This is a genomic window from Salinimicrobium soli, from assembly GCF_048323655.1.
Lineage (GTDB): Bacteria > Bacteroidota > Bacteroidia > Flavobacteriales > Flavobacteriaceae > Salinimicrobium > Salinimicrobium soli.
Map to the genome: position 1 here is coordinate 1207234 of NZ_JBLUWW010000001.1, position 26728 is coordinate 1233961.

The following is a 26728-nucleotide window of genomic DNA, read 5'->3' on the forward strand; positions in this document are numbered from 1 at the left end:
TAATTTTTTACCTAAATCCATTTTTTCAGTAAAATTATTCCCACAAAAAATTCTCATTTCACGGATAAACTTCTGATTATCAAATACAAAAAGCATTCCGCGATTTTTAGTGGCCGAAAAATTTTTATTTTTTTCTGATTACTTTTTTCTTCTTCCTCCACAAAAGGAAGCCGGTAATTGAAAGAAAAGGCCCGGAGAGACCGGTAAGGCAATAGAGGATCTTTGTCCAAATCCCACCATAATTTCCGAAGTGAAGTGGTAAAAGCACATTGGAAAGTTTTTCCTGTAAATTTCCTTCCTTAATTCTGCTAACCTTCAGGATCTCTCCGGAAACGGGATCAGCACTAATAATGTTTCCAAATTCTGAAGTGTAGAATGGATCGTCTTCATAAAAGCCAAAAGCCCTAACTTCTCCGGAAGCTGTTACAGGTAAGCGTACATATGTAGCTTCAAAAAAAGGATATTCCTTCTCAATTTTCCCCAGGAAATCTTCAACGGATGCTGAAATAACTGGAGTTTTCGGAGCGGGCGGTGGGTTTAGTCCTGCAGCAACTACTGAGTATGAAAGAAAGGTCCCGGTTACAACAAGCAGTAGATTGAATATAAGTGCCCAGGTGCCTACCGTTCTGTGAAGAGAGGAATAGAAGCTTCGTCTTGAATTTCTTGTGATGCCGGTACGGAACATCAGGGTCTTAAAAAATGATTTTCTGTAGAGGTAAACTCCGGAAAGTAACGAAAACAGGAAAAGAAGGCCTACACAGAAAACAATGATCCTGCCCACTGGCCCTGCCTGCAACGAATAGTGGAATTTCAGAAGCCACCTGGTGAAGGTGGTAAGCTCGTTAATTTCCTTAATGATCTCTCCGGAAGTGGGATGAACAAAAACAAATAGACGTTCCTGTGGCTTCCGAAGATTGAAGATGAGCGCTTCACCTTGCTGAAAGTGGATCAGTCGGGTATCCCAATCTGGGTATTGCTTCTGGACCGTTTGTATTCCCCTGTCAATTTGAAGGCTACCTGATTCTCTGACCTCAATATATTCCTTCCAAAGATTATCTTCAATATCGTGTTGAAAAACCAGAATTGCTCCTGAAATTCCCATTAGAAAAAGGAATAGTCCGGCAATAAGTCCTGCAATGGAATGGTATTTTAAAACAGTGCGGTTTTTCATAGAAATTAAAGGATGCCAAAAATAGCTTTTTTGGCATCCTTTATTAGGTTATTATAGGTCTACCCGCAGGGAAACATTTAAGCGGGCGCCGTTTCCTTTGATATAATTATCAGCTCGTGCGTCCCACTGGGAAATTGGCAGATAGTAGTCTTTATTGAAAAGATTTTCAACTCCCAGGCCAAAACGAGTGTTTTCTGTCATTTTGTAGTTTGCAGTCAGGTTGAACAGGTTGAAATCATTTACCGGTCCCTGAGCATAGGTGTAAGAACCATTGTCTTTAGGATCGAACCTTTTTCTGTTACCGCTGTACAGGTGTGACAGCCTGATATCAAATTTGTCATAGATGCTGTAGTTAAGATAGGTGACAGTCTTCAAAGGAGGAATTCTATCCCCGTTCATCCACTTGTCGTAACTGCCATCTCCTTTAGAATCCAATTTGCCTTCAGTATAGGAAAGCGAGCTTCCGAAGGTCAGGGCATCGGTAATTCTGGTGTCAAGTGCCAGTTCAAATCCGTAAACTTTTTCCGGCTGACGGGCGATCTGGAAGATCCCATTCACTTCTTTATAAGTTGCACCAAGATCTGAAGTACTGATGAAGTAAGCACCGCTAATGCTGGTATTTCCGAAGTAGCTGTTGAAACCTGCTTCATAATTATTGGCAATGACAGCTTCAGAAGAGATCTTGCTCACTGTATTTTCAGTAGCGCTGCGCAAGGTACGCCCAAGGTCAGCTATGGAGAAACTTTGAGAAAAACTCACGAAAGGTTTAAAATAGGTCCAGCGGTTATACCTGAGGCCAACATTAAAAGTGGTGGCATCATATTTCAATTCTCCGCCTTCCACATCGACATTTCCCTGCGGGGTGCCGCCATAAGGAAGGATGTAAATGGTAGTATAATCGGGGATGTCAATGTTAATGTTCTCCACCCGAATTCCGGCCTTTAGAACAAAATCCTTATAAAGTGTCTTCAATTGTGCGTAAGGGGCAAAGTTGGTCATGTCAACTTCCGGAACCCAGACTCTTCCATCCACAAGACTTTGCGAAGTAACATCGTTCAAGATGTCCATTCCGTAGAGAAGATCTCCTGAAATATCATTTCCGAAGGAATATGGTGTCTTGAAATTTATGCGTGCACCTTTTTTTGAAGATTCAATGGCAGACTGGCCACCTTCATACCCTGTTTCGGCATTAAAGAAAAAGGGGGAGAAGGAATAAACGGTTTGAAAATCCTGGAAATAAAGGTTTAAGTTAAGATCAGTGTTTCCAATGAGGTCATAGGAATCATACGTCACCTGACCGTTGTGATTATAGCGGGTTCCCTGATCAACTCCTCTCACTTCTCCAATCACCCCAATAGCAGGACGTTCTCCATACACTCCGTCTTGGGTAATATATTCAGTATCCTGATTGCTGCTGAAGTAGTTGTACATGAATTCCACTGCGTTATCAGAATTCAGCTGGTAATTGAGTTTTCCAAAAAGGTTATACTGATCAGTTTCTCCAAGTCCGTAAGAAGGTGAGAGGATCTCACCGTTGGCATCCCTGAAAAGATCAGTTTGCTGAAAACTTCCGTTGGCAACGTAGCCTAATCTTCCTACCTGTCCTGAAAATGTCTGGGAAAATTTAGAACTCAGGGTATGGTCTGTATCCACAAGAGAGATCCCGCTGCTTAGTTCGGTAGTACTTTGAAGTTTTTCACTGGCTTTCGGTTTTTTAGTAATGTAGTTGATGATCCCGCCATCAGCACCGTTACCATATATAGCGGTAGATCCCTTGATGATCTCGATCCTTTCAATCACGTTGGGGTCTATAGTATTGATGTCCCGGCTACCATCTCTTAGCGGAGTTGACTGCGGAATTCCATCGATGAGCACCAGCATTTTTCTTCCTCTAAGGGTTTGGCCGGTATTGCTTGTCTGGCTGGTACTTAGGGCAAGACCAGGAACCTCGTTCATTAGGTCTGCAATATTATTACTGGTAAGAGAAAGATTTTCAATTTCCCTGGTACTTAAGACAGAAACAGATGATGGTACTTCATCAAGGGTTTCAATTCTTCGGTTTGTGGTAATAACAACTTCTCCCAGTGTTTTCAATTCTTCCTGTAGAATGATATCCACAACCTTTGTTTCACCCGGATTCAAGACAACTTTTCTTATGGAGGTTTCAAACCCCGGAGAGGAAATGATGAGTGTATATTCCCCTGGTTGAATTTCTGTTATTGAAAAGTTTCCGTCCTCTCCAGTCAGAGTTGAGAAAGTCGAGTTTTTCAAAAGGACAGTAGCATAAGGAACCGCTTCATTTTGCGGGTCTGTGACTTTTCCGGATAGAACTGCTGTTTGTGCAGCTACTGAAAAGCCGGAGGCTAATAGACACAGAAAAAGTAGAATTCGCATCAGCTTTTTATTTAGATTAATTATAAATAGAGCGCAAATGTAGAATCATTCTAAATAAAAACAACTGATTTTCGTCGCATTTTTTCAAATATTTTTTAAGAGTTTGATTTTCAGATGAAAACAGAAACGCCCTGTTTTCACAGGGCGTTCAAGCAATATTTGGTGGTAATTAATTAGTCTCTGTCTTCGCGGTTTCCACGATCTCTGTTACCTCTAGACCGGTCGTCACGGTTTCCTCCGCGGTTATTGTCGCGTCTTCCTCCATCACGATCTTTATCTCTTGGTGGTCTTGGAGCGTAACCTTCAGGTTTTTTGAGCAAAGCTTTTCTTGAAACCTTAGGTTTCCTGGTCTTTGGATCAATTCCGAAGTATTTTACATCAATAACATCTCCCACATTCACGATGTCGGTTACATTATCTGTACGTTCCCAGGCAAGTTCAGAAATGTGAAGTAATACTTCATTTCCTTTGGCCTGAGTATATTCTACAACGGCACCAAAATCAAGGACCTTTACGACTTTCACTTCATATACGCTACCTACTTCAGGTTTAAAGGTAATAGCTTTAATACGCTTTTTAACTTCATCAATACCATCCTGGTTCACACCTAAGATCTCAATCACTCCCATATCTTCAACTTCTTCGATGACAATGGTAGTATCAGTTTCTTTTTGCATTTCCTGGATCACTTTTCCTCCAGGCCCAATCACAGCACCAATAAATTCTCCAGGGATCTCAATTTTCTCCATTTTTGGAGCATGAGGTTTCACATTTGGAGCCGGCTGAGCAATAGTTTCAGTAATTTTCTCCAGAATATGTAGTCTTCCTTCGCGGGCTTGTTTTAGAGCTTTTACAAGGATCTCGTATGATAGTCCTTTTATTTTGATATCCATCTGGCAGGCAGTGATCCCGTCAGCGGTACCGGTAACTTTAAAGTCCATATCTCCAAGAGCATCTTCATCTCCAAGAATGTCAGAAAGTACTGCGAAATCATCTCCCTGAGAGATCAATCCCATAGCAATACCTGAAACCGGTTTGGTTAATTGAACTCCGGCATCCATAAGGGCCATTGTACCGGCGCAAACAGTTGCCATAGAGGAGGATCCATTGGATTCCAGTACTTCAGACACCACACGAATGGTATAAGGTGAGTCATCTGGCACCATGCCTTTAAGGGCTCTTTGTGCAAGGTTTCCATGTCCTATCTCACGTCTTGAAGTACCTCTTATAGGGTAAGCTTCTCCTGTAGAGAAAGGAGGGAAGTTATAATGCAGATAGAAAGTCTCTTCTCCCTGGAAAGTTGGAAGGTCAACCTGATTAGCTTCTCTGGAAGTTCCTAAAGTAACTGTAGCAAGCGCCTGAGTTTCACCACGGGTAAAGATCGCAGATCCATGAGTAGAAGGTAGGTAATCTACCTCACACCAGATTGGACGGATCTCGTTTGTTTTTCTTCCATCTAAACGAATTCCTTCTTTGAGAGTAAGGTCTCTAATGGCAGTTTTATGAACTTCTTTAAAATATTTAGAAATAAGAGTTCCATTCTCTTCCTGCTCCTCCTCTGAAAAAAGGGCTTTTACTTCTTCTTTAATTTCTGAAAAAGCTTCGCTTCTTTCGTGTTTGCTTAAAGCCTGTTTAGCTACGTCATAAACTTTCTGATAAGCAGCTTCGTGAACTTTTTGCTGAATGCTTTCGTCGGTTCTTGCCGTTTCGTATTCGCGGGTAGGTTTTTTACCTACAGCTTCTGCAAGGCGAACCTGTGCGCGACACTGCTCTTTAATGGCTTCATGTGCGAATTTGATCGCTTCAGCCATTTCTTCTTCTGAACATTCGTCCATTTCACCTTCTACCATGCTCACAGAATCTTCAGAAGCACCTACCATCAGGTCGATGTCTGCTTCTTCTAGCTGTGTACGGCTTGGGTTAATAACGAACTCTCCGTTAATACGGGCTACTCTTACTTCTGAAATAGGTGCTTCAAAAGGAATGTCACTCAACTGAATTGCGGTAGATGCTGCAAGTCCTGCAAGGGCATCGGGCATTACTTCTTCGTCATGTGACATCAACTGGATCATTACCTGAGTTTCAAACCGGTAATCTGATGGGAAAAGCGGGCGCAGAACGCGATCCACTAATCTCATTACTAAGATCTCTTCATTACTTGGTCTTGCTTCACGTTTGAAGAACCCACCCGGGTAACGACCCGCAGCGGCAAATTTTTCGCGATAATCAAGGGTCAATGGAAAGAAATCCATTGTGGTAGGAGTGTGTGAGGATACAACGGTACACAGTAATACTGCATTTCCCATTCTTAGCTCCACAGAACCGTGAGCCTGCTTGGCCAATTTTCCGGTCTCGAGGGAGATAGTTCTTCCACCTCCGAGGTCTATGACCTCTTTAAATGTTTTTGGAATCATAATAAATTTTAGTTCTACCTGCCATTTGCAGGCTTGTTAAACAAAGGTCTCCCGTCTTACGGGCTGGGTTGTGTTGTTGTTGTGGGTTGTTGTAAGACCAATGAAAAACTGCCTTTTGCATTCTGATCCTGAAGACCAGGAAATGCAGGGTATTTTTGAGCTTTTAACTACCTGATTTTTTCAGGATAAAAATTTACAGAGAATTTTCTCAGAAAAAGAAGAAAAACCATTAAAATTTCGAAAAGCTTCTATTTTCAGAAGAATGGGTATAAAAAAAAGGGGCGCGAAGCCCCTTATAATTATTTTCTAAGTCCTAATTCCTTAACGATTGCACGATACCTTAAGATATCCTTCTTCATTAAATAATCCAGCAGGCTTCTTCTTTTACCTACTAACTTCACCAAAGATCTTTCGCTGTTGTAATCTTTGCGATTTCTCTTAAGATGTTGTGTCAAATGCTCAATTCTTTGAGTGAACAAAGCGATTTGCCCTTCAGCAGATCCAGTGTCTTCTTTTCCTTTACCGTGTTTTGCAAACAGTTCCTGTTTTGCCTCTTTTGTTAGATACATTCCAATATTAATTTTAATGATTTTTATGTATTTGACAGCTTTTCTGCCAGGCGGCAAATATACCACTTTCTGCTTAATTAACTACAGCTAAGAAATAATTTTCAGAAAAAGCCTATTTTCTAATTTGTTGGTTCTGAATAAGGTCCAAATAAAGATTCACCTTGTTTTTAAGTTCTGAACGTTTGGTTATGAAATCAAGAAACCCGTGTTCCAACAGGAATTCGGAGGTCTGGAAATCTTCCGGAAGATCTTTTCCGGTAGTATCCTTGACCACGCGAGGTCCTGCAAACCCAATAAGCGCACCGGGTTCCGCAATATTTATATCCCCCAACATGGCAAAGGAGGCAGTTGTTCCTCCCGTAGTTGGATCTGTACACAAGGAAATGTAAGGGATCTTTGCATCTGCCAACTGTGCAAGTTTTGCTGAAGTCTTTGCAAGCTGCATTAACGAGTAAGCCGCTTCCATCATTCTCGCACCACCAGATTTAGAGATCACCATCAACGGAATCTTGTGTTCCAGGGCATAATCTGCGGCACGTGAGATCTTTTCTCCCACTACAGCTCCCATAGATCCACCGATGAATTTAAAATCCATACAGGCTATCACAATATCCTTTCCTTTTGATTTGCCAACTGCAGTTCGAACAGCATCCTTTAAACCAGTTTTTTCCTGGGCCGCGGCAAGCCTGTCTGTATACTTCTTGGTGTCCTCAAAATTCAAAGGATCCTTGGAAGTAAGATTTTTGTCCAGTTCTTCGTACTTGTTATCGTCAAAAAGGATCTTGAAATATTCATTACTTCCTATACGAACGTGATAACCATCTTCAGGACTCACATAAAAGTTCTTCTCCAGTTGTTCGGCGTCTACAATTTTACCGGTTGGGGATTTGTACCACAAACCTTTTGGCACATCCTTTTTGTCTTCGGTCGCGGTTTGTATCCCTTTTTGTGTTCTTCTAAACCAAGCCATGCTCTGTTGGATTTAATTTCTTCAGGAGCCAAAAATGGCCTTCTGAAATGTTTTTCTAAAGCGTATTGATATTATTAAGGTCTTCAAATGCCTTTTTCAATCTTTTCTTGAAGGTCAATTCCCCTTCACGAACCCATTTGCGGGGATCATAATGCTTTTTATTCGGAACTTCAGGGCCCTCAGGATTTCCTATTTGATCTTTCAAATATTCTCCCTTCTGCTGCATGTAGTCTCTGATCCCTTCGGTATATGCAAATTGAAGGTCGGTATCAATGTTCATTTTAATCACACCGTAACCAATTGCTTCCCTGATCTCTTCTACAGTAGATCCACTTCCACCGTGGAAAACAAAATCAATAGTGTTCTCGGCTACTCCGTATTTTTCAGAAACATAGTCCTGAGAATTTTTCAGAATGACCGGAGTTAATTTTACGTTTCCTGGTTTGTAGACCCCGTGGACATTTCCGAAGGCTGCAGCAATAGTGAATTGGTCACTGACTTTACTCAACTCTTCGTATGCGTAAGCAACCTCTTCAGGTTGGGTGTATAATTTTGAAGAATCAACATCTGTATTGTCTACTCCATCTTCCTCTCCACCGGTAACGCCAAGTTCAATTTCAAGGGTCATTCCCATCTTGCTCATGCGCTCCAGATATTTTTTGGAGGTCTCAATGTTTTCTTTAAGTGGTTCCTCAGAAAGGTCAAGCATGTGAGAGCTGTAAAGAGGTTTTCCAAACTGCTCAAAATGTTTTTCACTGGCGTCTAAAAGTCCGTCCACCCATTTGGTGAGTTTTTTTGCACAGTGGTCTGTATGAAGTATCACAGGTACACCATAAAGTTCAGCAAGCTCATGTACGTGCTTGGCTCCTGCTACGGCTCCAGCGATTGCTGCTTTTTCATTTTCGTTGGACAAGCCTTTCCCGGCATTGAACTGGGCACCACCATTAGAAAATTGAATGATCACCGGCGAATTAAGTTCTGCAGCAGTCTCTAAAACTGCATTTATGCTGCTGCTTCCTATAACATTAACGGCTGGTATGGCGAATTTTTTACTTTTTGCGTAATTGAAGATTTCTTGTACTTCTCTTCCGGTAGCTACTCCGGGCTTTATATTATGGCTCATAGATTTAATTTTAGGATAACAAAAATAAGAAAATTAGTTGGGTTAAAAAGGATAATTGATCCCTACATTAAAGACGGCATTGGCGAGATTATAATCTCTAAACCATCTGTTTCCCGGCTCTTGTGCCGGATCATACGTTTTGAAACCTATATCAAATCTCAAAACAAAAAAGTCAAAATCATATCGGAGTCCGAAACCGCTTCCAACGGCAATATCTTTTAGGTCGGCAAAAGAGTTAAAAGTAGAAGCTTCTTCCTCTACCACGTCGAGTACGTTCCATATGTTACCGGCATCTATGAACAGGGCGCTGTTGAGGTCTCCGAAGAGATTGTATCTGTATTCTGCACTCAGTGCGATCTTCATGTTTGCCTCATTGAATTCATTCCGGCCACCACTGCTTCCCGGGCCCAGGTCATAAGGTTGCCATGCACGGTTGTCATTGGGTCCACCCGCAAAAAAACTTCTTATAAATGGGATGCTGTTCGAATTGCCATAGGGAATGGCAATACCTCCAAAAGTACGAATAGCAAAAACATTTTCATTGCCCAGGTCCCAGTGTTTGATGTAATCGATCTCGGTTTTTACATATTGAGAAAAGTTGACTCCAAAAATGCGGTATCTGTCATTGGTCTTCTCCAGGTTAGCCAGTTTGGAAACTGCAGAGAGTAAGTTGCCGGCTGCCTCAAGCTTTACCCGAAGCCGGGAAAAGTCTTCATCATAAATGTTCTCTTTTTTGTTCAGGATGTAAGAGAAATTGGAGGCAAAGATCAGGTTATCTTCTGTCAGCCTGTTCTTTCTTTCCCTAATGTCATTTACAACCTGTTGTTGTACCCGGTTTAGTCCCTGTATTTCTCCCAATCTTGTTGCCCTTAAAAAGGCATTGGCACCTCCCGGAATAATAAGACTGCGGGAACCGTCTTCATTAGTTAGAAAGTATTCATCATTAGCAACAATATTTTCTGCAGTTGCCACTTCATTTAATTCCTGATAGGAATTTCGGTAAACATTGAAGTAGTTATCGGTATTGAGATTCCGGATGTACTGGATGTTTATTAGATCCAGAAGATGCGTGAGATCATCAGAAGGCAGCCACCTGTAATTCATTATGGCGGTGAGGCTCTGTTTATCCAACCCGATATTGGTCTGGGTACTTGCACCTAAACTAAACGTAGTAAAAGGGTACATGTACTTCGGAATAAATTTTTCCGTAGAAACAGGAAAAAATATCCGGGGCAGGCTAAGATCCAAGTCTATACCGGCTTCGGTAATATCAAAGAATTTATCTTCATCATTAGCTGCATCCTTCGAAGAACCAATGCTTCCCCTGGCGGAGATCTCCAGAATCTCAGCTCCTCTAAAAACATTTCTAATCAATAGTGAACCACCAAATCCAATTCCCACTTTTTGGATATTACTCTGGGAAACGTCAAATTCAAATCCAAGAGAGTATTTCGGTCTGGGCGTTAAAAAAATATTGGCAATAAGATCTGTCCCTGTACTATCAGCAGGATCTGTCATATATTGAATATTGGGATACTTGAAGATCCGGAGCTGGTTTATGCGGTTATAGGTAAGCGTCCTGTCAGCATCTGAATAAATACTACCCGGACTGATGAAGATCGCATTAGTAAGAGCTTTGGGCCTGTAGCGCAAATTGTCAAAGCTGTAGAGATGATAATCGTCGACTGAAGTTGTATCAATAACCGGTTCATCCCGATTCTCAAAAGAATAGTCGGGAAAAACATTTACCCGGCTTATCTTGTGAACTTTATAAGGAATTCTGGTTGGGGTGCCATCAACGGTGGCCTGCCTGTTTTGAATGATAACCGCAGCATTGACTTTATGCCCGGTGTTAATTGTGTCAGCCTCAAAACTTATATATTCCTGTTCGAAATGGAAGAGTCCATTATTTCTGAAAAGAGTTGTAAGCCGTTCCCGTTCAGCACCAAAATCTTGTGTTTTATATTGTTTCCCCGGTACGATCGCCGAATTTGGACTATGGACGTTATAAATAGAATCAGCCACTATTGAGGCGATCCTGGTACTTACAGAATCAATGAAATATGGCTTTTTTGGCTGTACAAAATAATTGACTTCGGCTCTTTTTTTCTTCTTCTTCGGAATGATCTCATAACCAGTCTCTGCATTGAACCAGCCGTTATTCCAGTACCACGCTTTGAGACGGTCTGCTGATTTCTTTGTTAGCTCTTCCTTTACAATTACCGGCGCTTCCCCCGTTTCCTTGAGCCATTCGTTTATGTTGACGTAAATATTTCCCAATCTTACAACCTGCTTTTCTGAGAGAAGATCGATCAGACGTTCTTCCCGGTTGGGTTTCTTGTGCAACCAGTGTTGGAAGATGGAGTCGGGATTTGGCTTTGCCTGGTTGTAAAGGAAAAGTTGAAGTGGCATTCCCAGAAACCTGGTGTTGGGTTCCTGGTAAAGTTGTGCGTAAATCCGTTTTTCGGAAATCTTCTCGCTGTTTACAAAAATTGTGTTATCTGTAAGCAAATGTTCTTCAGCTGGAACTCTTTTGACCGCGTTACAAGAAGAAAGTAGAAGAAGGGTTAAAAGAATTAATGATATTTTTGCTCCAGAATATTTCAAGTATTGGTTTTAAGGTCATCAAAAATACAACTTTGGTATGTTTAGCAAAAGCCAAATTAAATTAATAAACAGTCTGGCTCAAAAAAAGTACAGACTTAAGCATCAGCTGTTTTTGGTGGAAGGTATTAAGGCCATTCAGGAACTTCTAAAGTCTTCGTTACGGCTTCACTCGTTGTATACCACTAAAGATATTTTTGAGACAGGAAAGGATTCCACTTTTATCATTTCTGAAGCCGAATTAAAAAAAATAAGCAGGCTAACTACCCCTCAAACGGCGTTGGCGGTTTTTCATATTCCTGAAACAATAAAGCCTTCTACAGAAGATCTGATAATAGCTTTAGATGAAGTGCAGGATCCCGGAAACCTGGGGACAATAATCAGGCTTTGTGACTGGTTCGGTATTAATAACCTGGTCTGTTCGAGTGGTACTGTAGATTGTTACAATCCAAAAGTGGTTCAGGCAACAATGGGATCCATTGCGAGAGTAAATATCTATTATACCGATCTACCGGACTTTTTGAAGGAGATGAAAGGGAAGATGCCGATCATAGGAGCCTTTTTGGAGGGACAGAATGTTTATAAAGAAGATCTACCTTCTAAAGCTGTGCTCATAATGGGTAACGAAGCCAACGGAATTTCATCTGAAGTTGCTCAATTTATAAATGAAAAACTATTGATCCCTCAATTTGGGATGATCCAGAAAACGGAAAGTTTAAACGTAGCTACTGCAACGGCTATACTTCTGAGCGAATTCAGGAGAAGGTAGTTTACTGAAAGGTAAAGTTAATAAAGACAGCCCGGGAAGACATTTTATCAACATTCCCTGTATATCGGCTGTTTGGATCATCATCCCTTACCAGTTCATCGTTAATGGCAAATACTCCGCGAATCGAAGGGGTGAATTTAAAATAAAACATGTAGAGGTCAACTCCAAAGCCGATTTCATAGTAGTAGGAGTTGGTTTTCATTCTGAACTGGCCCTCGAAGTTGTCATCGGGATTATTCTCGTTACTTGATAAATTCAGAGAAGTAGAAACACCTCCTACCACAAAAGGTTTAAAATTGTTAATACGTGTAGTAGAAAACTTCAGAAGTAGGGGGACATGAACGTAAGTTGAGTTAATTTCCCGAAAAGAATCTCCATCCGCTTTGAAAAACTGAAAATTTATACGGTTAAATGCAACTCCCGGTTCCAGTCGAAGATCCAGATGCTCACTCAGTCTCATATTTCCTATTAATCCCACATTAAAGCCAATGGTGTTATCAACCGAAAAGTCCTTACCAGTCAAAGGACTGGGTTGGTAATTAATATAGTCAAAATTAAAGTCATAGGTATTAAAGCCAAGGAAATATCCCCATGACCACCGCTGTTTATCAAAGTTGGGATTGTTTATAACGTTCTCTCCTGAGAACAGCTGGGCCTGCATTGGTAGAGCGCCGAAAATTATGATGGCGATGATAAGGAGCTTCTTCATAAAATTACTTTGATGCCGAATAAATGGTGGCAACCCCCATTGTTTGAGGTTTGTTTACTACTCTATTAAACCCAATATTTCTCAAAATATTGTTGAAGGTTTCACCGTGGGGAAATGCAGCGGCACTTTCGCTTAAATAGGAGTAGGCAACTTTATCTTTGGAAAAAATTTTTCCGATAAGCGGTAAGAGGTTTTTTGTGTAAAAGTGATAACCCTGTTTAAAGGGGAATCTTGTTGGAACTGAGGTTTCAAGTACCACAAAAATTCCACCCGGACGAAGAACCCTGAGAATTTCAGAAAGACCCTGTTCGAGATTTTCAAAATTTCTTACCCCAAAGGCAACAGTAATGGCGTCAAAGCGATCATCTTCAAAGGGTAGGGCCTCTGAATCTCCCTGTATCATCCTGATCTTTTGAGAGAGGCCTTTCTCTGCGATCTTTTTTCTACCAACAGAAAGCATGCCTTCAGAGAGGTCTAATCCCACTACTTCTTTAGCTCCTGTCTGGGCGAGACTAATAGCGAGATCTCCTGTTCCGGTTGCTATATCTAAAACTGAGGATGGATTGGTGTCAGAAACCATTTTTACCACCTTTTTCCTCCATTTTACATCAATTCCAAAGGAAATAACCCTGTTGAGACCATCATAATTGGTAGAGATGGTATCAAACATTTGTTCTACCTGTTTCTTTTTATTGAGGTCAGAATCTTTATATGGAGTAATCTTTTTTGACATTTTTCGATTTTTGCCAAAGATACTAGATTATCTGTAGATTGTTTTCAAGCCACCGGGAATTTAGCCTATTCATATATTTGTTTGGGTTGATACAAAATATGTTAACTTTGTTTTTCCTGAACTTTATTCCCTATGAAGATAATCATTGCCGGTGCAGGTGAAGTAGGATTTCATTTAGCGAAATTGTTGTCCTATGAATCACAGGACATTACTCTTATTGATAATGATCGTGACAGTCTGGTCTATGCAGATGCTCACCTGGATATTCGAACTCTCAGGGGAGATGCTACTTCCATTTCTGTTCTCAAAGACGCTGAAGTCAAGAATGTAGATCTTGTGATTGGAGTTACCAGTAGTGAAACTACCAATATTACTGTTTGTGTATTAGCAAAACAACTTGGAGCTAAAAGAACGATTGCGCGGATCGCGAATACCGAATTTCTTGAAAATAAGGAGGAGATCGGATTTATGCAATTCGGAATTGACGAATTGATCTCTCCGGAAGCTTTGGCTGCAACTGAAATTGAACTTTTATTGAGTCAATCGGCTTTCAATGATACTTACGAGTTTGAAGGCGGCGCTCTTACAATGGTGGGGCTAACCCTATCTTCAGCGGCTGCTTTCGTGGGCAAGTCGGTAAAAGAAACTGCACGAATTTTTCCGGAAATTCATTTTATGCCTATTGCCATGCGTAGAAAGGGTACTCAGGAAACTATTATTCCGCGTGGAGATACTGCTTTCAGAGAAGGGGATCAGGTTTATTTTGTTACCACTAAAGGAGGAGTAAATAATCTTTATAAACTTACCGGGAAGATAAGGCAGGATATAAAAAATGTTATGATTCTTGGAGGAAGTAAGATTGGAAGAAAGACCACTCATGACCTTTCTAAGGAAAAAATAAATGTAAAGCTTATCGAAAGTGATAAGCAAACAGCGTATGACCTGGCTGATGAATTACCTCGCGCCCTTATCATTCACGGAGATGGTAGAAATGTGGAACTTCTGGAGGAGGAAAACCTTCAGGATATGGATGCTTTCATTGCAGTTTCAGGGAATTCAGAAACTAATATAATGACCTGCCTTGTGGCTAAATCCAAAAATGTCAAAAGGACTATTGCCCTGGTAGAGAATATGGATTATTTTCAGTTAAGCCATTCCATTGGGATCGATACGCTTGTAAATAAAAAGCTATTAGCTGCCAATAACATCTTTAGATATATCAGAAAGGGAGATGTGGTGGCTATGACGCGGCTGAACAATATGGATGCTGAACTGTTGGAATTCATAGTTAAGCCTTCTTCAAAAGTTTGCAACCGTAGAATTGTGGATCTCAACTTCCCGCGTTCTGCCATTATTGGTGGAATAATCAGGGATGGGGAGGGTGAAATAGCCCTTGGAGACTACATTATATTGCCAGGAGACCGAGCTGTTATCTGCTGTCTTCCGCACGCCATTAACAAAGTTGAAAAAATGTTCCTTTAATGCCCAGACTTAATAAACCTGTTATAAGTTATATAATGGGACTGCTGTTAGTTTGTAATGGCGGTTTTATGGCAATTTCCGGAGTTGTGAGTTTATATTACAGGGACACGGTGACACTGGAGATCTTTACAGCTGCTATTGTCACTGTTGTAGCCGGAATGATGTTGATGTTCTTTACCCGGGGGCACAGCAGGGAACTGAAAAAGAGGGAAGGTTATATTATTGTCACTTTTGGATGGATCATGATGGCGCTAAGCGGCACACTACCATACATGCTAACGGGCAGTATTCTTTCCTTTACTGATGCTTTTTTTGAAACAATGTCCGGTTATACCACAACCGGTGCTACTATTCTCAATGATATTGAATCGGTTCCTAAAGGAATCTTGTTCTGGCGAAGCCTTACTCACTGGATAGGAGGGATGGGAATTATTGTTCTTGCTATAGCAATTTTACCTTTATTAGGAATTGGTGGAATGCAGCTTTTTACGGCAGAAGCACCCGGTCCCAGTGCCGACAAACTCAAACCCCGTATAACCGATACGGCAAAAAGGCTTTGGTTAATCTATGTAGGCCTCACAGTTGCGGAGTCTGTTCTATTGAATATCGCAGGAATGGGATTATTTGATGCAATCAACCATTCTCTCAGCACCATGTCCACAGGTGGATTTTCCACAAAGAATGCCAGTGTTGCCTATTGGAATGATAATCCCACTGTTCAATACATTATTATTCTTTTCATGTTTTTGGCAGGAACCAACTTTGTGATGAGCTACTTTGGGTTTAAAGGTAATTTTAGTCGAGTGGCGAGGGATGAGGAATTTAAGTGGTACACTTATTTTATTGTCGGTTTTACTGTAGTAGCATCTTTGATCATATTTTTCAGAGCAGATCCTACAGTGTCTTCTGTGTTTCACCCTATGGTTTGGGGAGAGTCAGAAAGTGCATTTCGGCATGCCCTTTTTCAGGTGCTAACAGTGGTGACCACTACCGGATTTATTTCTGCTGATTATACCGCCTGGACGCCATTTTTGACTGTCTTCTTCTTCGGAATGTTCTTTTTAGGTGGTTCCGCCGGATCTACTGCCGGTGGGGTTAAGGTTATGCGGCATGTGATCATGATTAGAAATGGAATTATTGAATTTAAGAGGACCCTCCACCCGAATGCTGTACTTCCTGTACACTACAACGGGAAAAGTGTCCACGGAAAGATCGTTTTTAATATACTTGGGTTTTTTATTCTATATATGCTGGCCTTTATTATAGGCTCTGTAGTTTTGGCTTTTATGGGTCTGGATTTTGAAACTGCCATTGGGGGTGCAGCTTCTTCTCTCGGTAATATTGGGCCTGCCTTTGGGGCTCTTGGTCCGGTAGATAATTACGATAGCCTTCCTGCAGCCGGTAAATGGTGGTGTGCTTTTTTAATGCTGATTGGCCGACTCGAATTATTTACGGTTCTTATTCTACTGACTCCCTTCTTCTGGAGAAACAGATAAAAAAATCCCTTTTTAGAGAATCTAAAAAGGGATTAAATAAATTCTCAGTATCCAAAAAAGCTATTCTGAAAGTGCTTTTTTGATGCGTTTCATAGCTTCTTCTATTTCGGCTTCACTTGCTGCATATGAGAACCGAATACAATCAGGACTTCCGAAAGCATCACCAGTAACTGTCGCTACCAATGCTTCTTCCAGAAGGAACATAGAAAAATCAGTAGAATCTTTTATTTCATGGCCGCGAATCGTTTTTCCGAAGAATTCTGAAACATCAGGGAAAACATAAAAAGCTCCCTCTGGTTCTGTGATCTTAAATCCGTCAATCTCACTCATAAGATCAATGATAAGTTTTCTCCTGCTTTTAAAACGGTCGATCATGTACTGAATACTGCTAACAGGGGCTTCAAGAGCTGTAATAACAGCGCGTTGAGCAATACAATTGGCACCACTGGTAATTTGGCCTTGCATTTTATTACAGGCCCGGGCGATATCTGCCGGCGCACCAATGTATCCAATTCTCCAGCCGGTCATGGCAAAAGCTTTAGAAACTCCATTGACAGTGACCACACGATTGTACATGTCGTCGAACTCTGCCATGGAAGCATGACCTCCTACAAAATTGATATGTTCGTAAATTTCGTCAGAGACTACAATAATATCAGGATGTTTAGCTAGAACATCCGCCAGTGCTCTCAGCTCCTCGCGGCTATAAACCATTCCGCTCGGATTGCAGGGAGAGCTGTACCACAACATTTTTGTCTTTGGGGTAATAGCTTCTTCCAACTGTTGTGGGGTCATTTTAAAATTGGTCTCAACAGTGGTAGGTACTTCAACCGGGACTCCTTCGGCCAACTTTACGATCTCAGCATAACTTACCCAGTAAGGGCAGGGCAGTATTACCTCGTCACCGGGATTTAGCATAACTAGGGCCACATTAGCCAATGATTGTTTTGCTCCTGTTGAAACAACTATCTGTGACCTGTCATAGGTGAGATTGTTATCTCTTTTAAATTTTGTGATAATAGCGTCTTTCAATTCCACATACCCGTCCACCGGGGTATAGGAATTATAATTCTCATTGATAGCCTCAATTGCAGCTTCTTTAATAAAGTCGGGGGTGTTAAAATCGGGTTCTCCCAAACTAAGGCCGATGATGTCTTTTCCTTCAGCTTTCAATTCCCTCGTTTTTGCCGCCATGGCCAGGGTTTGAGATGTAGACATGCTGTTGATACGGTCAGATAAATGATACATGTGTAAAGAAGTTGTTGATTTAAGTTAAGCTGAAACGGTAGGTTTCATTCCCATTTGGCGAAGGTGTCTAAAATGTGCAATAATAGCAGCTCTTGTGGTCTTGTACTCATTGTAAGGTAACTCGCATTCTTTGGCAGTTTCCTTTACGATTTTCGATAATTTACCATAGTGGATGTGACTGATATTCGGAAATATATGGTGCTCCACCTGATGGTTTAAACCTCCGGTAAACCAGTTAATGATCTTATTCTTGGTAGAAAAATTCACTGTGGTAAACAGTTGATGTATTGCCCAGGTATTCTTCATAGATCCGGTATCGTCTGGCAGAGGCATTTCCGTTTTTTCTACTACGTGTGCAAGTTGAAACACTATACTAAGAATTAATCCGGCTGTGTAGTGCATTACGAAGAATCCAATCAGGATCTTCCACCAGGCTATGGAAAGTATGAGCATTGGTATAACGATCCAGATAGATACGTAGATCAATTTAGTGATAGCCAAAATACTCCACTGGGTTATGGGACTAGGCATTTTTCCATAAGAAAGCTGTCTGGCAAGGTATCTTCTAGTCTGTTTGAAATCTGTAGTTAATGCCCAGTTGAATGTTAGGAGGCCATATAAAAAGACTGAATAATAATGCTGAAATCTATGAAAACGGTGCCATTTAGAATGCTTTGAAAACCTGATGATCCTTCCGGCATCTAGATCCTCGTCATGGCCATGGATATTAGTGTAGGTGTGGTGTAACACATTGTGCTGTACCTGCCAGTTATAAACATTTCCTGCCAGAACATAGATAGTGCCTCCCATTAGTTTGTTCACCCATTTTTTGGAAGAATAAGAACCATGATTTCCATCGTGCATAATATTCATTCCCACTCCGGCCATTCCTACACCCATTACTATGGTGAGAAGTAACATCCACCATTGGGAAATACCAAGAGTAAGGATCAAAAAATAGGGACTTAGAAACAGGGAAAACATTACAACTGCTTTTAGGTGCAGTTTCCAGTTTCCGGTCTTTGGAAGATTGTTTTCTTTAAAATAATCGTTTACCCTTTTATTAAGTGTTCTGAAGAACTTTGCTGAATCGGTTCGGGAGAAACGTACGTTTGATGTATTCATTAATTTTCAAAATAAGTTACAAAGGTAAAATATTAAAGTTCTTTCCAAGTATTCAGGCTCACAATTAACTGCCTTAATTTAATTACTTTTGCTAAAAAATTAAGAAAGTTTGGAATTGATTAAAAAATATTTTCCTGATTTAACTGCAGATCAACTGGAGAAATTTGCTGCTTTACAGGAACTTTACAAGGATTGGAATTTAAAGATCAATGTGGTTTCACGCAAGGACATAGATGAGCTTTATCTTCGCCATGTACTACATTCACTCGGAATAGCCAAGGTGCAGCAATTCAATACCGGAGCAAATATTTTGGACGTTGGAACAGGTGGTGGATTTCCAGGAATTCCTTTAGCAATTCTTTTCCCTGAAACCCACTTCCGTCTTGTGGACAGCATTGGTAAAAAAATAAAAGTAGTTAATGAGGTAACTGAAGGCCTGGGTCTAAAAAATGTTACCAGCACTAATGCGCGGGTAGAAGAGATCAATGGTCATTTTGATTTCATTGTAAGCCGGGCTGTTGCTGCAATGCCAACGTTTGTTCATTGGGTGCAGGGAAAAATCGCCAAGCAAAATAAGCACACGCTCAAGAATGGGATCTTATATTTAAAAGGTGGTGATCTTTCCGACGAGCTGGCAGATTATCCCAAAGCTACTATTTATGACCTTCAGGATTATTTCGAAGAAGATTTCTTTGAGACCAAAAAAGTTGTACACCTTCCGTTGAAGTTTAAGAAATAAAGAAAGCCGCAACTTTAAAGTGCGGCTTTTGTTTTATTCAACAAGGAATTTGAGTGATCGCTGTTCTTTTTCGAACTCCAGAATTATAAAATAAACTCCTTTGTTTCTTACCTCGACCGGCAGTTTAACCGTATCCTGAACAGGAATAGAGTTGAAGGAGGTGATTTTTTGCCCCAGTTCGTTATACAATTCCGCTCTCTTTATGACCTTTAATTGTGGATTTTTGATGTAGATCAACTTTTCGCTTCCGGAATAGAAAAGAGCAAATTCTCCTGGTGCTGGTTCCCCGGTGTCTTTATCACCAGGTTCTTCGGTTCCAGGATTACCTGTTTCACCGCCACCTCCTCCTGTTTGATCAGGATCTGGTGTTATTCCATTATTAAAGACAAGTGAATAACGACCCTGTGTTTTGCCTTTTTTAACGGTGCCTCTAAAAACGGCCTGGCGAAGATCGTGGTAACTGTTATCCAGGCTATCTCTTACAAAGATTGGAAGACCCTCCTGAACATTTTCAAGTTCATCAATTGAAATTGAGAATTGTCCATCTTTGTCTGCTTTAATTCCCAAGGGAAGAACTGTTGCAGAACCGAAATCCGGAACCCCCTGGATAACAAATTCTCCTTCTCCAATTAACCAGTACATATCTTCAAGATTATTTTCAATAAGTGGGGCGTCATAACCAAGGTCAAAGCCCATTGAAGTTTCTTGATCTTCGGTGACCAGTAATTCACGGTGATATCCTCCCGGAGACACAAAATTGATCCAGATTCTTTGTCTGTCTTCTGTATTGGTAGTTGTTGAAACAGCCTTAGTAATATTTGCGCCATCCTTTCTCTCCTGGGAGTGAAAAACAGAGACTGTTTTGTCAGTTTCTGTTTTAAATGCACGTTGACTGTTCTTGAAAAGGATCTCTCCTCCGTCAATAGTTACGGGTACATTGCCGGTGATCGCTTCATCAAGAACCGTGTTAACAAAAAATGCCTGGCCCACAGGGATATACTGTCTTGGTCTTTCCCCGCCTTCTTCATTAGTGGCATTTATTCTTGCATCATTGGCAATAGCTCTAATTCCTCCGGAAAGGTTATAGACTGCATATCCACCTACATATCTTTCCAGATAATGCGTATAGCCAGAGAAATGGGACCAGAAATAGACTGATCCATTAAAGATGTTTTTGCCAGCTCTTCGGTCACCGAGATTATCTTTAATGAACTCCTGGGTATCTATGGCAGAGGGGTACGGGTTACCAATAAGGTAATTCTGATCTTTTCCTATTGCTAATGATATTGTCCCATTATTTGGCATTCCGCGGAAGGTGTAATTCTGCAAGTCAAGAATAGCCTTATGACCGGAGGAACCTTTCATAGTAAAACCTTCCCCTGAAGCTAGTTTGGTGTCTATACCAATCTGTTCCCACTCACTATATTCATTGGCTTTTCCGAAGAATCTATTGAGCCAGAAAGTACTAATCTTAATAGGAGAAGTTAGCGGTCCGTCAGCATAATGATATTGATAGTTATAATTGATGGTTTTAGGATTTGTAGGATCTGAGCCATCTTTAAGAACCCCTCCAACAGTATATCCTGTGTTTTGAGCTCCGGTGCTTACAGGAGGTGACCAGTAATTATAATTGAAACTGCTGGCCGTTCCCTGTTGGTCACGTTCTAAACTACCGGAACCTGTCAAAATACTACCTTCGGTCTGAACAAGCTGTGATTCACCATTAAGATCAATAAATCCATTTAGAGCAAGGTATTTGGTAATAGTTAAACCACTTCCAGAACCTGCCTGAATATTTCCATTAACCCGGGTTGGATTATTCCCTACCATGTCCAGTTTCTGGCCGTCCTGTAAAAGTCCCAAAAGTGTAATATTTTGATATCCTTCAATGTTATGAGATATCTGGGCGATATTCCAGTCAATGTAGGTGCTATTATCTATTCCCAGATCGTTAGGGAACTTCCACCACTTTTCTTCGTCAGTTCCTATTTTTTGATCCCAGGTTTGACGGCTTCTCCAATTACCTGGAGCTGCAGAAATATAAGGGAGCGGGGCAGAATTTTGCTGAAGAGTTTCAATATTTCTTAATTGACCGTCGACCTTATTTGTGGCACGGTCCAGGGTGATTCCACCATTGGTGGCGGCTTCTTCGGCAAGTAACCTGTAATACCCCGAAAGATCAGACCAAAGTAGCGACCCCGGAACATCCATTGGTAAAACTTCGCCTTTAACGGCAGTGCCATTAGCAACTATTCGCTGGTTCATCATGAACCTGATCTGTTCAACAGAAAGTGCTTTTTTCCAGATACGAACTTCCTCGATCCAGCCTTGGAAATAGTGGGCGGGAATCTTTGGAGTTTGATTATCATACATGGCTCCTATCATGAAAGGGAAGGTGTTGGCAGAAGGTCTTGAAGTAACATTTTTATTTCCAACTTTGATTCCATCTACATAGAGTTCTACGAGAGATCCTGTGAAGATCACAGCCAGGTGATACCATCTATCTGTGCCGACAGTGTAAGAAGTGGAGACCGAATTTCCATTCCAACGGAAGGTAGGTGCCCCATTATTAATTATAAGATCATATCCTCCGGAATTCAGATTTCTCCAGTTTCTTTTGGAAAGTACTGTCCTTATACCCTGAACAGATTCAGGTTTTACCCAGGCTTCTAATGTAAATGCTGAAGAAGGGAAATTATAGTTGTCCCCGAAAATAATGTGGTCATTAACCCCATCAAAATCAAGTGTGCTACATTCCGGAGAAATTTCAATTGAAATAGTATCAGTGGTAGCGCAGGTGCCATCGGCATTTGCAATGGTCCAGGTAAGTTCATAGGACTCACCGGGTTCACCAATAAAGGTTGATGTTGGATTTGCCGTATCTGTTATGGTACCTCCAGTTCCCTGGGTAATGCTCCAGGTTCCAACTCCGGTCACCGCTTGATTAGCCTGTAAGGTTATGGTGCTGAACCCACATCCCAGCATCTGATCTTCACCGGCATTTGCTGTGGTAAGTTCTGCAGGTTCGGTAATGACAACATCTTTAATGATCTGACAGCCATTTGCGTCTATCACGGTCACCGTGTAATTTCCAGCTACAAGTCCGGTAGCTGTTGCTGTTGTCTGTTCGGAAGGGTCATTCCACAAATATTCGTAAAATGGATTTCCTTCAGAATCCACAAATGGGGTGCCGCCCGTTGGATCAACTGTAGCTGTTCCAGTGTCTCCATAACATATTGGATTGTCAACCTCTGTGGTTGCCGTTATAGAAGTGTCGGGTTCAGTTATAGTTGCTTCAGTCGTTGTTCTGTTGCCCTGGGCATCTTCCACATAGATAGTATAAGTTCCGGCAATTTTTCCGGTAAACTGGTTGGTGGTTTGAGTGTTAATACCGTACCCTTCAAGACTATACTTATACGGAGCATAACCACCTGAAACTTTTACTGTGATCATTCCGGTAGAATCCCCTTTACAAGGAATTTCAGTCCCTGTTGCTTCGGCTTTAAGTGGAGTAGGAACAGTTACAGGTTCATTAGTTGAATAACAGAATTTATTGTTGTTTTCTCCACAATCCTTTTTCTCTACATTCGTCCAGGTAATATAAAAACTGTCAATATTCAAGTTATCCCCACACTTAAAATCGATAGGATCCAGTGTGATCTTAATAAACTCTCCCACCAGGAAATTTTTGTTGTCGCTTGGATCGTCATCAATATCGTCGCCTCCACGGCAACCTTTTATAAATACAGTATGAGATTCGTCGGTTATGGAATTCGAAATGGTGTATACAAATTCGAGGTAAGGGTTATAGGCGTTGGCACTTTTGTCAACTTTTATGAAAACATATTTATCTTGAGTATCAAGACAGTTTCCTTCCAGAATATTTAGTTTATTTCCTTCACTATCCCCAATGTAGATGTTTTCAGAAAAGAAAACGATGTTTTCTGATTTTCCACAGGGTTCGTAGCATTTACCAATATATTGCTGTTGTGCTACAGTATAGGAGTATCCTTCAGAATCAGTCACTGTAAGGGTAACAGTCTTGTTTCCTGGTTCATTATAATAAACGATGTGTTCTCCCGTTGTAGCATCATAGGTAGAAGTATAACTTGTGGTTGGACCAAAATTCCATGAGTATGTGTAATCAGGGACTCCACCATGAGCGGTAAGGTCTTCTACCTTGAAATAGGTGGTTCTCACAGCCATTTCATCCATATCATCCTCACAGACACTTCTAAAGCTTATAAAAGCTTCAATTGCATCAATAACTTCTATCTGAACGGTGTCGGTACAACCTTTACTATCTGTAATGACTACTTCGTAAATTCCGGCAGTGAGGCTTGTTGCGGTCTTGGTGTTTTGGGAAATATCAGTTCGTTGAGAGCCTTCAATTTTATACCATTTATAAGTGTAACCGGGAGTTCCACCAGTACCGTTAGCAGTAGCAGTTCCCGTTGCAGTTCCATAAATGCTTGTTCTGGTCGACGTTGCGGTAACATCCAGGGCAGCGGAGGGTTGGTTTATAGAATAAGAGTTGTTCAAAGTTTTTATACAGGAAGGGTAATCCTTATCCCTCATATAGACGGTGTAATTTCCGGCTTCAAGATTGGAGAATGAGTTATTTGATTGCCATGAATTTCCATCAATACTAAATTCATAGGCGCCATGTCCTCCGCTAGGATCATTAATAGTAATTTTTCCGTTAGCACCTTCAAAACAACTAACATCTGTTTTTGAAAGTGTTCCTTTTAATTCATCCGGTTCGGTAACGGTCACTTGTTGTTGAAGGGCACATCCTTTATTATCTACTGCAAAAACTGTATAAACGCCTGCAGCTAAACCTGTAAAAGAAGTTTCTGTCTGGAAATTACTGTTGTCAAGCGAATATTGATAAGGCGGATTACCACCGGTTGTTCCACCAACAGTAATAGAGCCATCACTACCGCCAAAACAACTCACCTCATTTACCTGAGAAGTCTCCATTGTAAGCTCCTCTGGTTCGGTAATGGTAAATTCTTCTTCAAGGATACAACCATTACTATCCTGTACAGTTAAGGTGTAATCCCCCGGGGAAAGATTTGTAAAATTACCCGTTGACTGGTAATTTCTTCCTGTGATCTTGTATTGGTAGTTAGGTGCGCCACCGGTGACATTTCCCGCCGTAAATTTGCCGTCTGCTGCGCTATTACAGGTGACGGGAGTTACTGAAGATTCTGCAATTTGCAGTGGAGCGGGTTGAGTTAATGTTATTTCACGAGAAGTTTGACATCCATTCACATCAGTGACGGTGACTCCATATGTACCGGCAGGAAGATCTTTTCGGTCTGCACCGCTGGCTCCATCATCCCATTGATAAGTGTAAGGTGCGACTCCTCCTGAAGCATTTATTTTAATTTCACCGGTTGAATCACCATGGCATAGAATATTGACGGTTTCCGCCTGAATAGAAACAGGATCTATGGTTACATTCTGAACAACAATAGTAGAGTTATTCGCATTATCGGTAAAGGTCCAGGTAATGGCTCCGGAATTTGTAAAAGTTAAAGAACGATTAGCTGTTGCAGTAATTGTTCCGGAACAATTGTCTGTAGTTGTTGGAGCTTGAAGGGTTTTTTCGCAGCCCCATAAAATATCCTCTAATTCGGGAGCTACCGGAGCTTCATTATCTTCGACAGTTATTGTTTGTTGAACTGAATTTGCGGCATTTCCATTGTCGTCAGTTACTGTCCAGGTGATCACTGTAGTTCCAACGGGGTATGGGTCAGTTAGCGCCTGGCCGTCATCCCTTGTTCCTGTTGGGTTCCCCACGGAACAATTGTCTGTTGTGGTAGCTGAAACGGTTACGCTGGCTCCACATTCACCTGCATCATTACTTACAGTTTTATCTCCGTTGTGAGTAATGACCGGAGCTTGATCATCAGTAACGATGATTGTCTGCGTTTTTACCTGTGCGTTATTTCCATTGACATCAGATACTTCCCATGAGATGGTGGTGGTTCCTACGGGATAGAGATCAGAAAGTGCTTTTCCGTCACTTCTTGTTCCTGTTGGGTTCCCCACGGAACAGTTGTCTGTTACGGTAGCTGAAACGGTTACGCTGGCTCCACATTTATCGGCATCATTGCTTACAGTTTTATCTCCGTTGTGAGTAATGACCGGAGCCTGATCATCAGTAACTACGATTGTCTGCGTTTTTACCTGTGCGCTATTTCCATTGACATCAGATACTTCCCATGAGATGGTGGTGGTTCCTACGGGATAGAGATCAGAAAGTGCTTTTCCGTCACTTCTTGTTCCTGTTGGATTTCCCACGGAACAGTTGTCTGTTGCGGTAGCTGAAACGGTTACGCTGGCTCCACATTTATCGGCAACATTGCTTACAGTTTTATCTCCGTTGTGAGTAATGACCGGAGCCTGATCATCAGTAACTACGATTGTCTGCGTTTTTACCTGTGCGTTATTTCCATTGACGTCAGATACTTCCCATGAGATGGTGGTGGTTCCTACAGGATAGAGATCAGAAAGAGCTTTTCCGTCACTTCTTGTTCCTGTTGGATTGCCCACGGAACAGTTGTCTGTTGCGGTAGCTGAAACGGTTATGCTGGCTCCACATTTATCGGCATCGTTGGTTACAGTTTTATCTCCGTTGTGAGTAATGACCGGAGCCTGATCATCAGTAACGATGATTGTCTGCGTTTTTACCTGAGCGCTATTTCCATTGACATCAGTCACTTCCCATGAGATGGTGGTGGTTCCTACGGGATAGAGATCAGAAAGTGCTTTTCCGTCACTTCTGGTTCCTGTTGGATTTCCTACGGAGCAGTTGTCTGTTGCGGTAGCTGAAACGGTTATGCTGGCTCCACATTTATCGGCATCGTTGGTTACAGTTTTATCACCGTTGTGAGTGATCACCGGTTTTTCCTGATCTAAAACTGTTATTAATAGATCTTTAGTTGTGGTTCTTCCTGCAGCGTCTGTGACAGTATAGGTGATGGTGGTTTGTCCTTTATTGAAGGTTTTAGTTCCTACCTGGTTGCTTCCGGAACCTGTAGTGGCCCCACTAATGGTCCAGCTAAGGCTGCTTCCGGAGCAGTTGTCATCAAATGTCGCGTTTGGAATAACGATAGAGGAGGAACATTGCCCGGCATCTGTCGGTTTTGTAATAGGACTACCAAGGGTGAT

The 26728-nt window shown here is 41.4% G+C and carries 16 protein-coding genes; 4 read left to right on the plus strand and 12 right to left on the minus strand.

Features of this window, described 5'->3' with window-relative positions; all coding sequences use genetic code 11:
• Positions 1 to 124: 124 nt before the first annotated feature.
• The 7 genes from ACNORC_RS05525 to tamL all read right to left on the minus strand — a co-directional run bounded on the left by ACNORC_RS05525 (position 125) and on the right by tamL (position 11248).
• Positions 125 to 1171, minus strand: coding sequence for a PepSY-associated TM helix domain-containing protein (locus tag ACNORC_RS05525; RefSeq protein WP_418334599.1), 1047 nt, complete (start codon positions 1169 to 1171; stop codon positions 125 to 127).
• A gap of 51 nt (positions 1172 to 1222) precedes the next feature.
• On the minus strand, positions 1223 to 3565 hold the full coding sequence (locus ACNORC_RS05530; protein WP_418334600.1) for a TonB-dependent receptor: 2343 nt from the start codon (positions 3563 to 3565) through the stop codon (positions 1223 to 1225).
• Positions 3566 to 3738: 173 nt separating this feature from the next.
• Positions 3739 to 5979: a polyribonucleotide nucleotidyltransferase gene (locus ACNORC_RS05535; RefSeq protein ID WP_418334601.1), complete on the minus strand. Its 2241-nt coding sequence runs from the start codon at positions 5977 to 5979 to the stop codon at positions 3739 to 3741.
• Positions 5980 to 6278: 299 nt separating this feature from the next.
• Positions 6279 to 6548 (minus strand): 30S ribosomal protein S15, encoded by a 270-nt coding sequence (gene rpsO / locus ACNORC_RS05540; protein WP_418334602.1) that lies wholly within the window; start codon positions 6546 to 6548, stop codon positions 6279 to 6281.
• Between the two features lie 112 nt (positions 6549 to 6660).
• The gene (gene accD / locus ACNORC_RS05545) at positions 6661 to 7518 is read right to left on the minus strand and encodes an acetyl-CoA carboxylase, carboxyltransferase subunit beta (protein WP_418334603.1); all 858 of its coding nucleotides are present in this window, start codon (positions 7516 to 7518) and stop codon (positions 6661 to 6663) included.
• 55 nt (positions 7519 to 7573) lie between these two features.
• Positions 7574 to 8641, minus strand: coding sequence for a class II fructose-bisphosphate aldolase (gene fbaA / locus ACNORC_RS05550; RefSeq protein WP_418334604.1), 1068 nt, complete (start codon positions 8639 to 8641; stop codon positions 7574 to 7576).
• Between the two features lie 42 nt (positions 8642 to 8683).
• Positions 8684 to 11248, minus strand: a complete 2565-nt coding sequence (tamL, locus tag ACNORC_RS05555; protein ID WP_418334605.1) for a translocation and assembly module lipoprotein TamL — start codon at positions 11246 to 11248, stop codon at positions 8684 to 8686.
• Positions 11249 to 11285: 37 nt separating this feature from the next.
• Between tamL and ACNORC_RS05560 the strand changes: the two genes are divergently transcribed.
• Positions 11286 to 12014 (plus strand): TrmH family RNA methyltransferase, encoded by a 729-nt coding sequence (locus ACNORC_RS05560; protein WP_418334606.1) that lies wholly within the window; start codon positions 11286 to 11288, stop codon positions 12012 to 12014.
• 1 nt (position 12015) lies between these two features.
• Here the strand turns inward: ACNORC_RS05560 and porT are convergent, their stop codons facing one another.
• Entirely contained in the window at positions 12016 to 12723 is a 708-nt protein-coding gene (gene porT / locus ACNORC_RS05565; RefSeq protein ID WP_418334607.1) for a type IX secretion/gliding motility protein PorT/SprT, read from the minus strand.
• Positions 12724 to 12727: 4 nt separating this feature from the next.
• A complete protein-coding gene (ubiE, locus tag ACNORC_RS05570) occupies positions 12728 to 13456 on the minus strand; it encodes a bifunctional demethylmenaquinone methyltransferase/2-methoxy-6-polyprenyl-1,4-benzoquinol methylase UbiE (protein WP_418334608.1) in 729 nt (242 codons plus the stop codon).
• 132 nt (positions 13457 to 13588) lie between these two features.
• Here ubiE and trkA point away from each other — a divergent pair, with 132 nt between their 5' ends.
• Entirely contained in the window at positions 13589 to 14938 is a 1350-nt protein-coding gene (gene trkA / locus ACNORC_RS05575; protein WP_418334609.1) for a Trk system potassium transporter TrkA, read from the plus strand.
• A complete protein-coding gene (locus ACNORC_RS05580) occupies positions 14938 to 16434 on the plus strand; it encodes a TrkH family potassium uptake protein (protein WP_418334610.1) in 1497 nt (498 codons plus the stop codon). The genes trkA and ACNORC_RS05580 overlap by 1 nt, the downstream gene beginning before the upstream one ends.
• Positions 16435 to 16494: 60 nt before the next feature.
• Here the strand turns inward: ACNORC_RS05580 and ACNORC_RS05585 are convergent, their stop codons facing one another.
• Together ACNORC_RS05585 and ACNORC_RS05590 are read right to left on the minus strand one after the other, a co-directional pair.
• Positions 16495 to 17682 (minus strand): pyridoxal phosphate-dependent aminotransferase, encoded by a 1188-nt coding sequence (locus ACNORC_RS05585; protein WP_418334611.1) that lies wholly within the window; start codon positions 17680 to 17682, stop codon positions 16495 to 16497.
• A 24-nt stretch (positions 17683 to 17706) separates the two neighbouring features.
• Entirely contained in the window at positions 17707 to 18807 is a 1101-nt protein-coding gene (locus ACNORC_RS05590; protein ID WP_418334613.1) for a fatty acid desaturase family protein, read from the minus strand.
• 109 nt (positions 18808 to 18916) lie between these two features.
• Here ACNORC_RS05590 and rsmG point away from each other — a divergent pair, with 109 nt between their 5' ends.
• Positions 18917 to 19546, plus strand: coding sequence for a 16S rRNA (guanine(527)-N(7))-methyltransferase RsmG (rsmG, locus tag ACNORC_RS05595; RefSeq protein WP_418334614.1), 630 nt, complete (start codon positions 18917 to 18919; stop codon positions 19544 to 19546).
• 33 nt (positions 19547 to 19579) lie between these two features.
• On the opposite strand, the gene ACNORC_RS05600 is transcribed toward rsmG, so the two are convergent.
• Positions 19580 to 26728 (minus strand): DUF8693 domain-containing protein (locus ACNORC_RS05600; RefSeq protein ID WP_418334615.1); only part of this gene is annotated, 7149 nt, incomplete at its 5' end.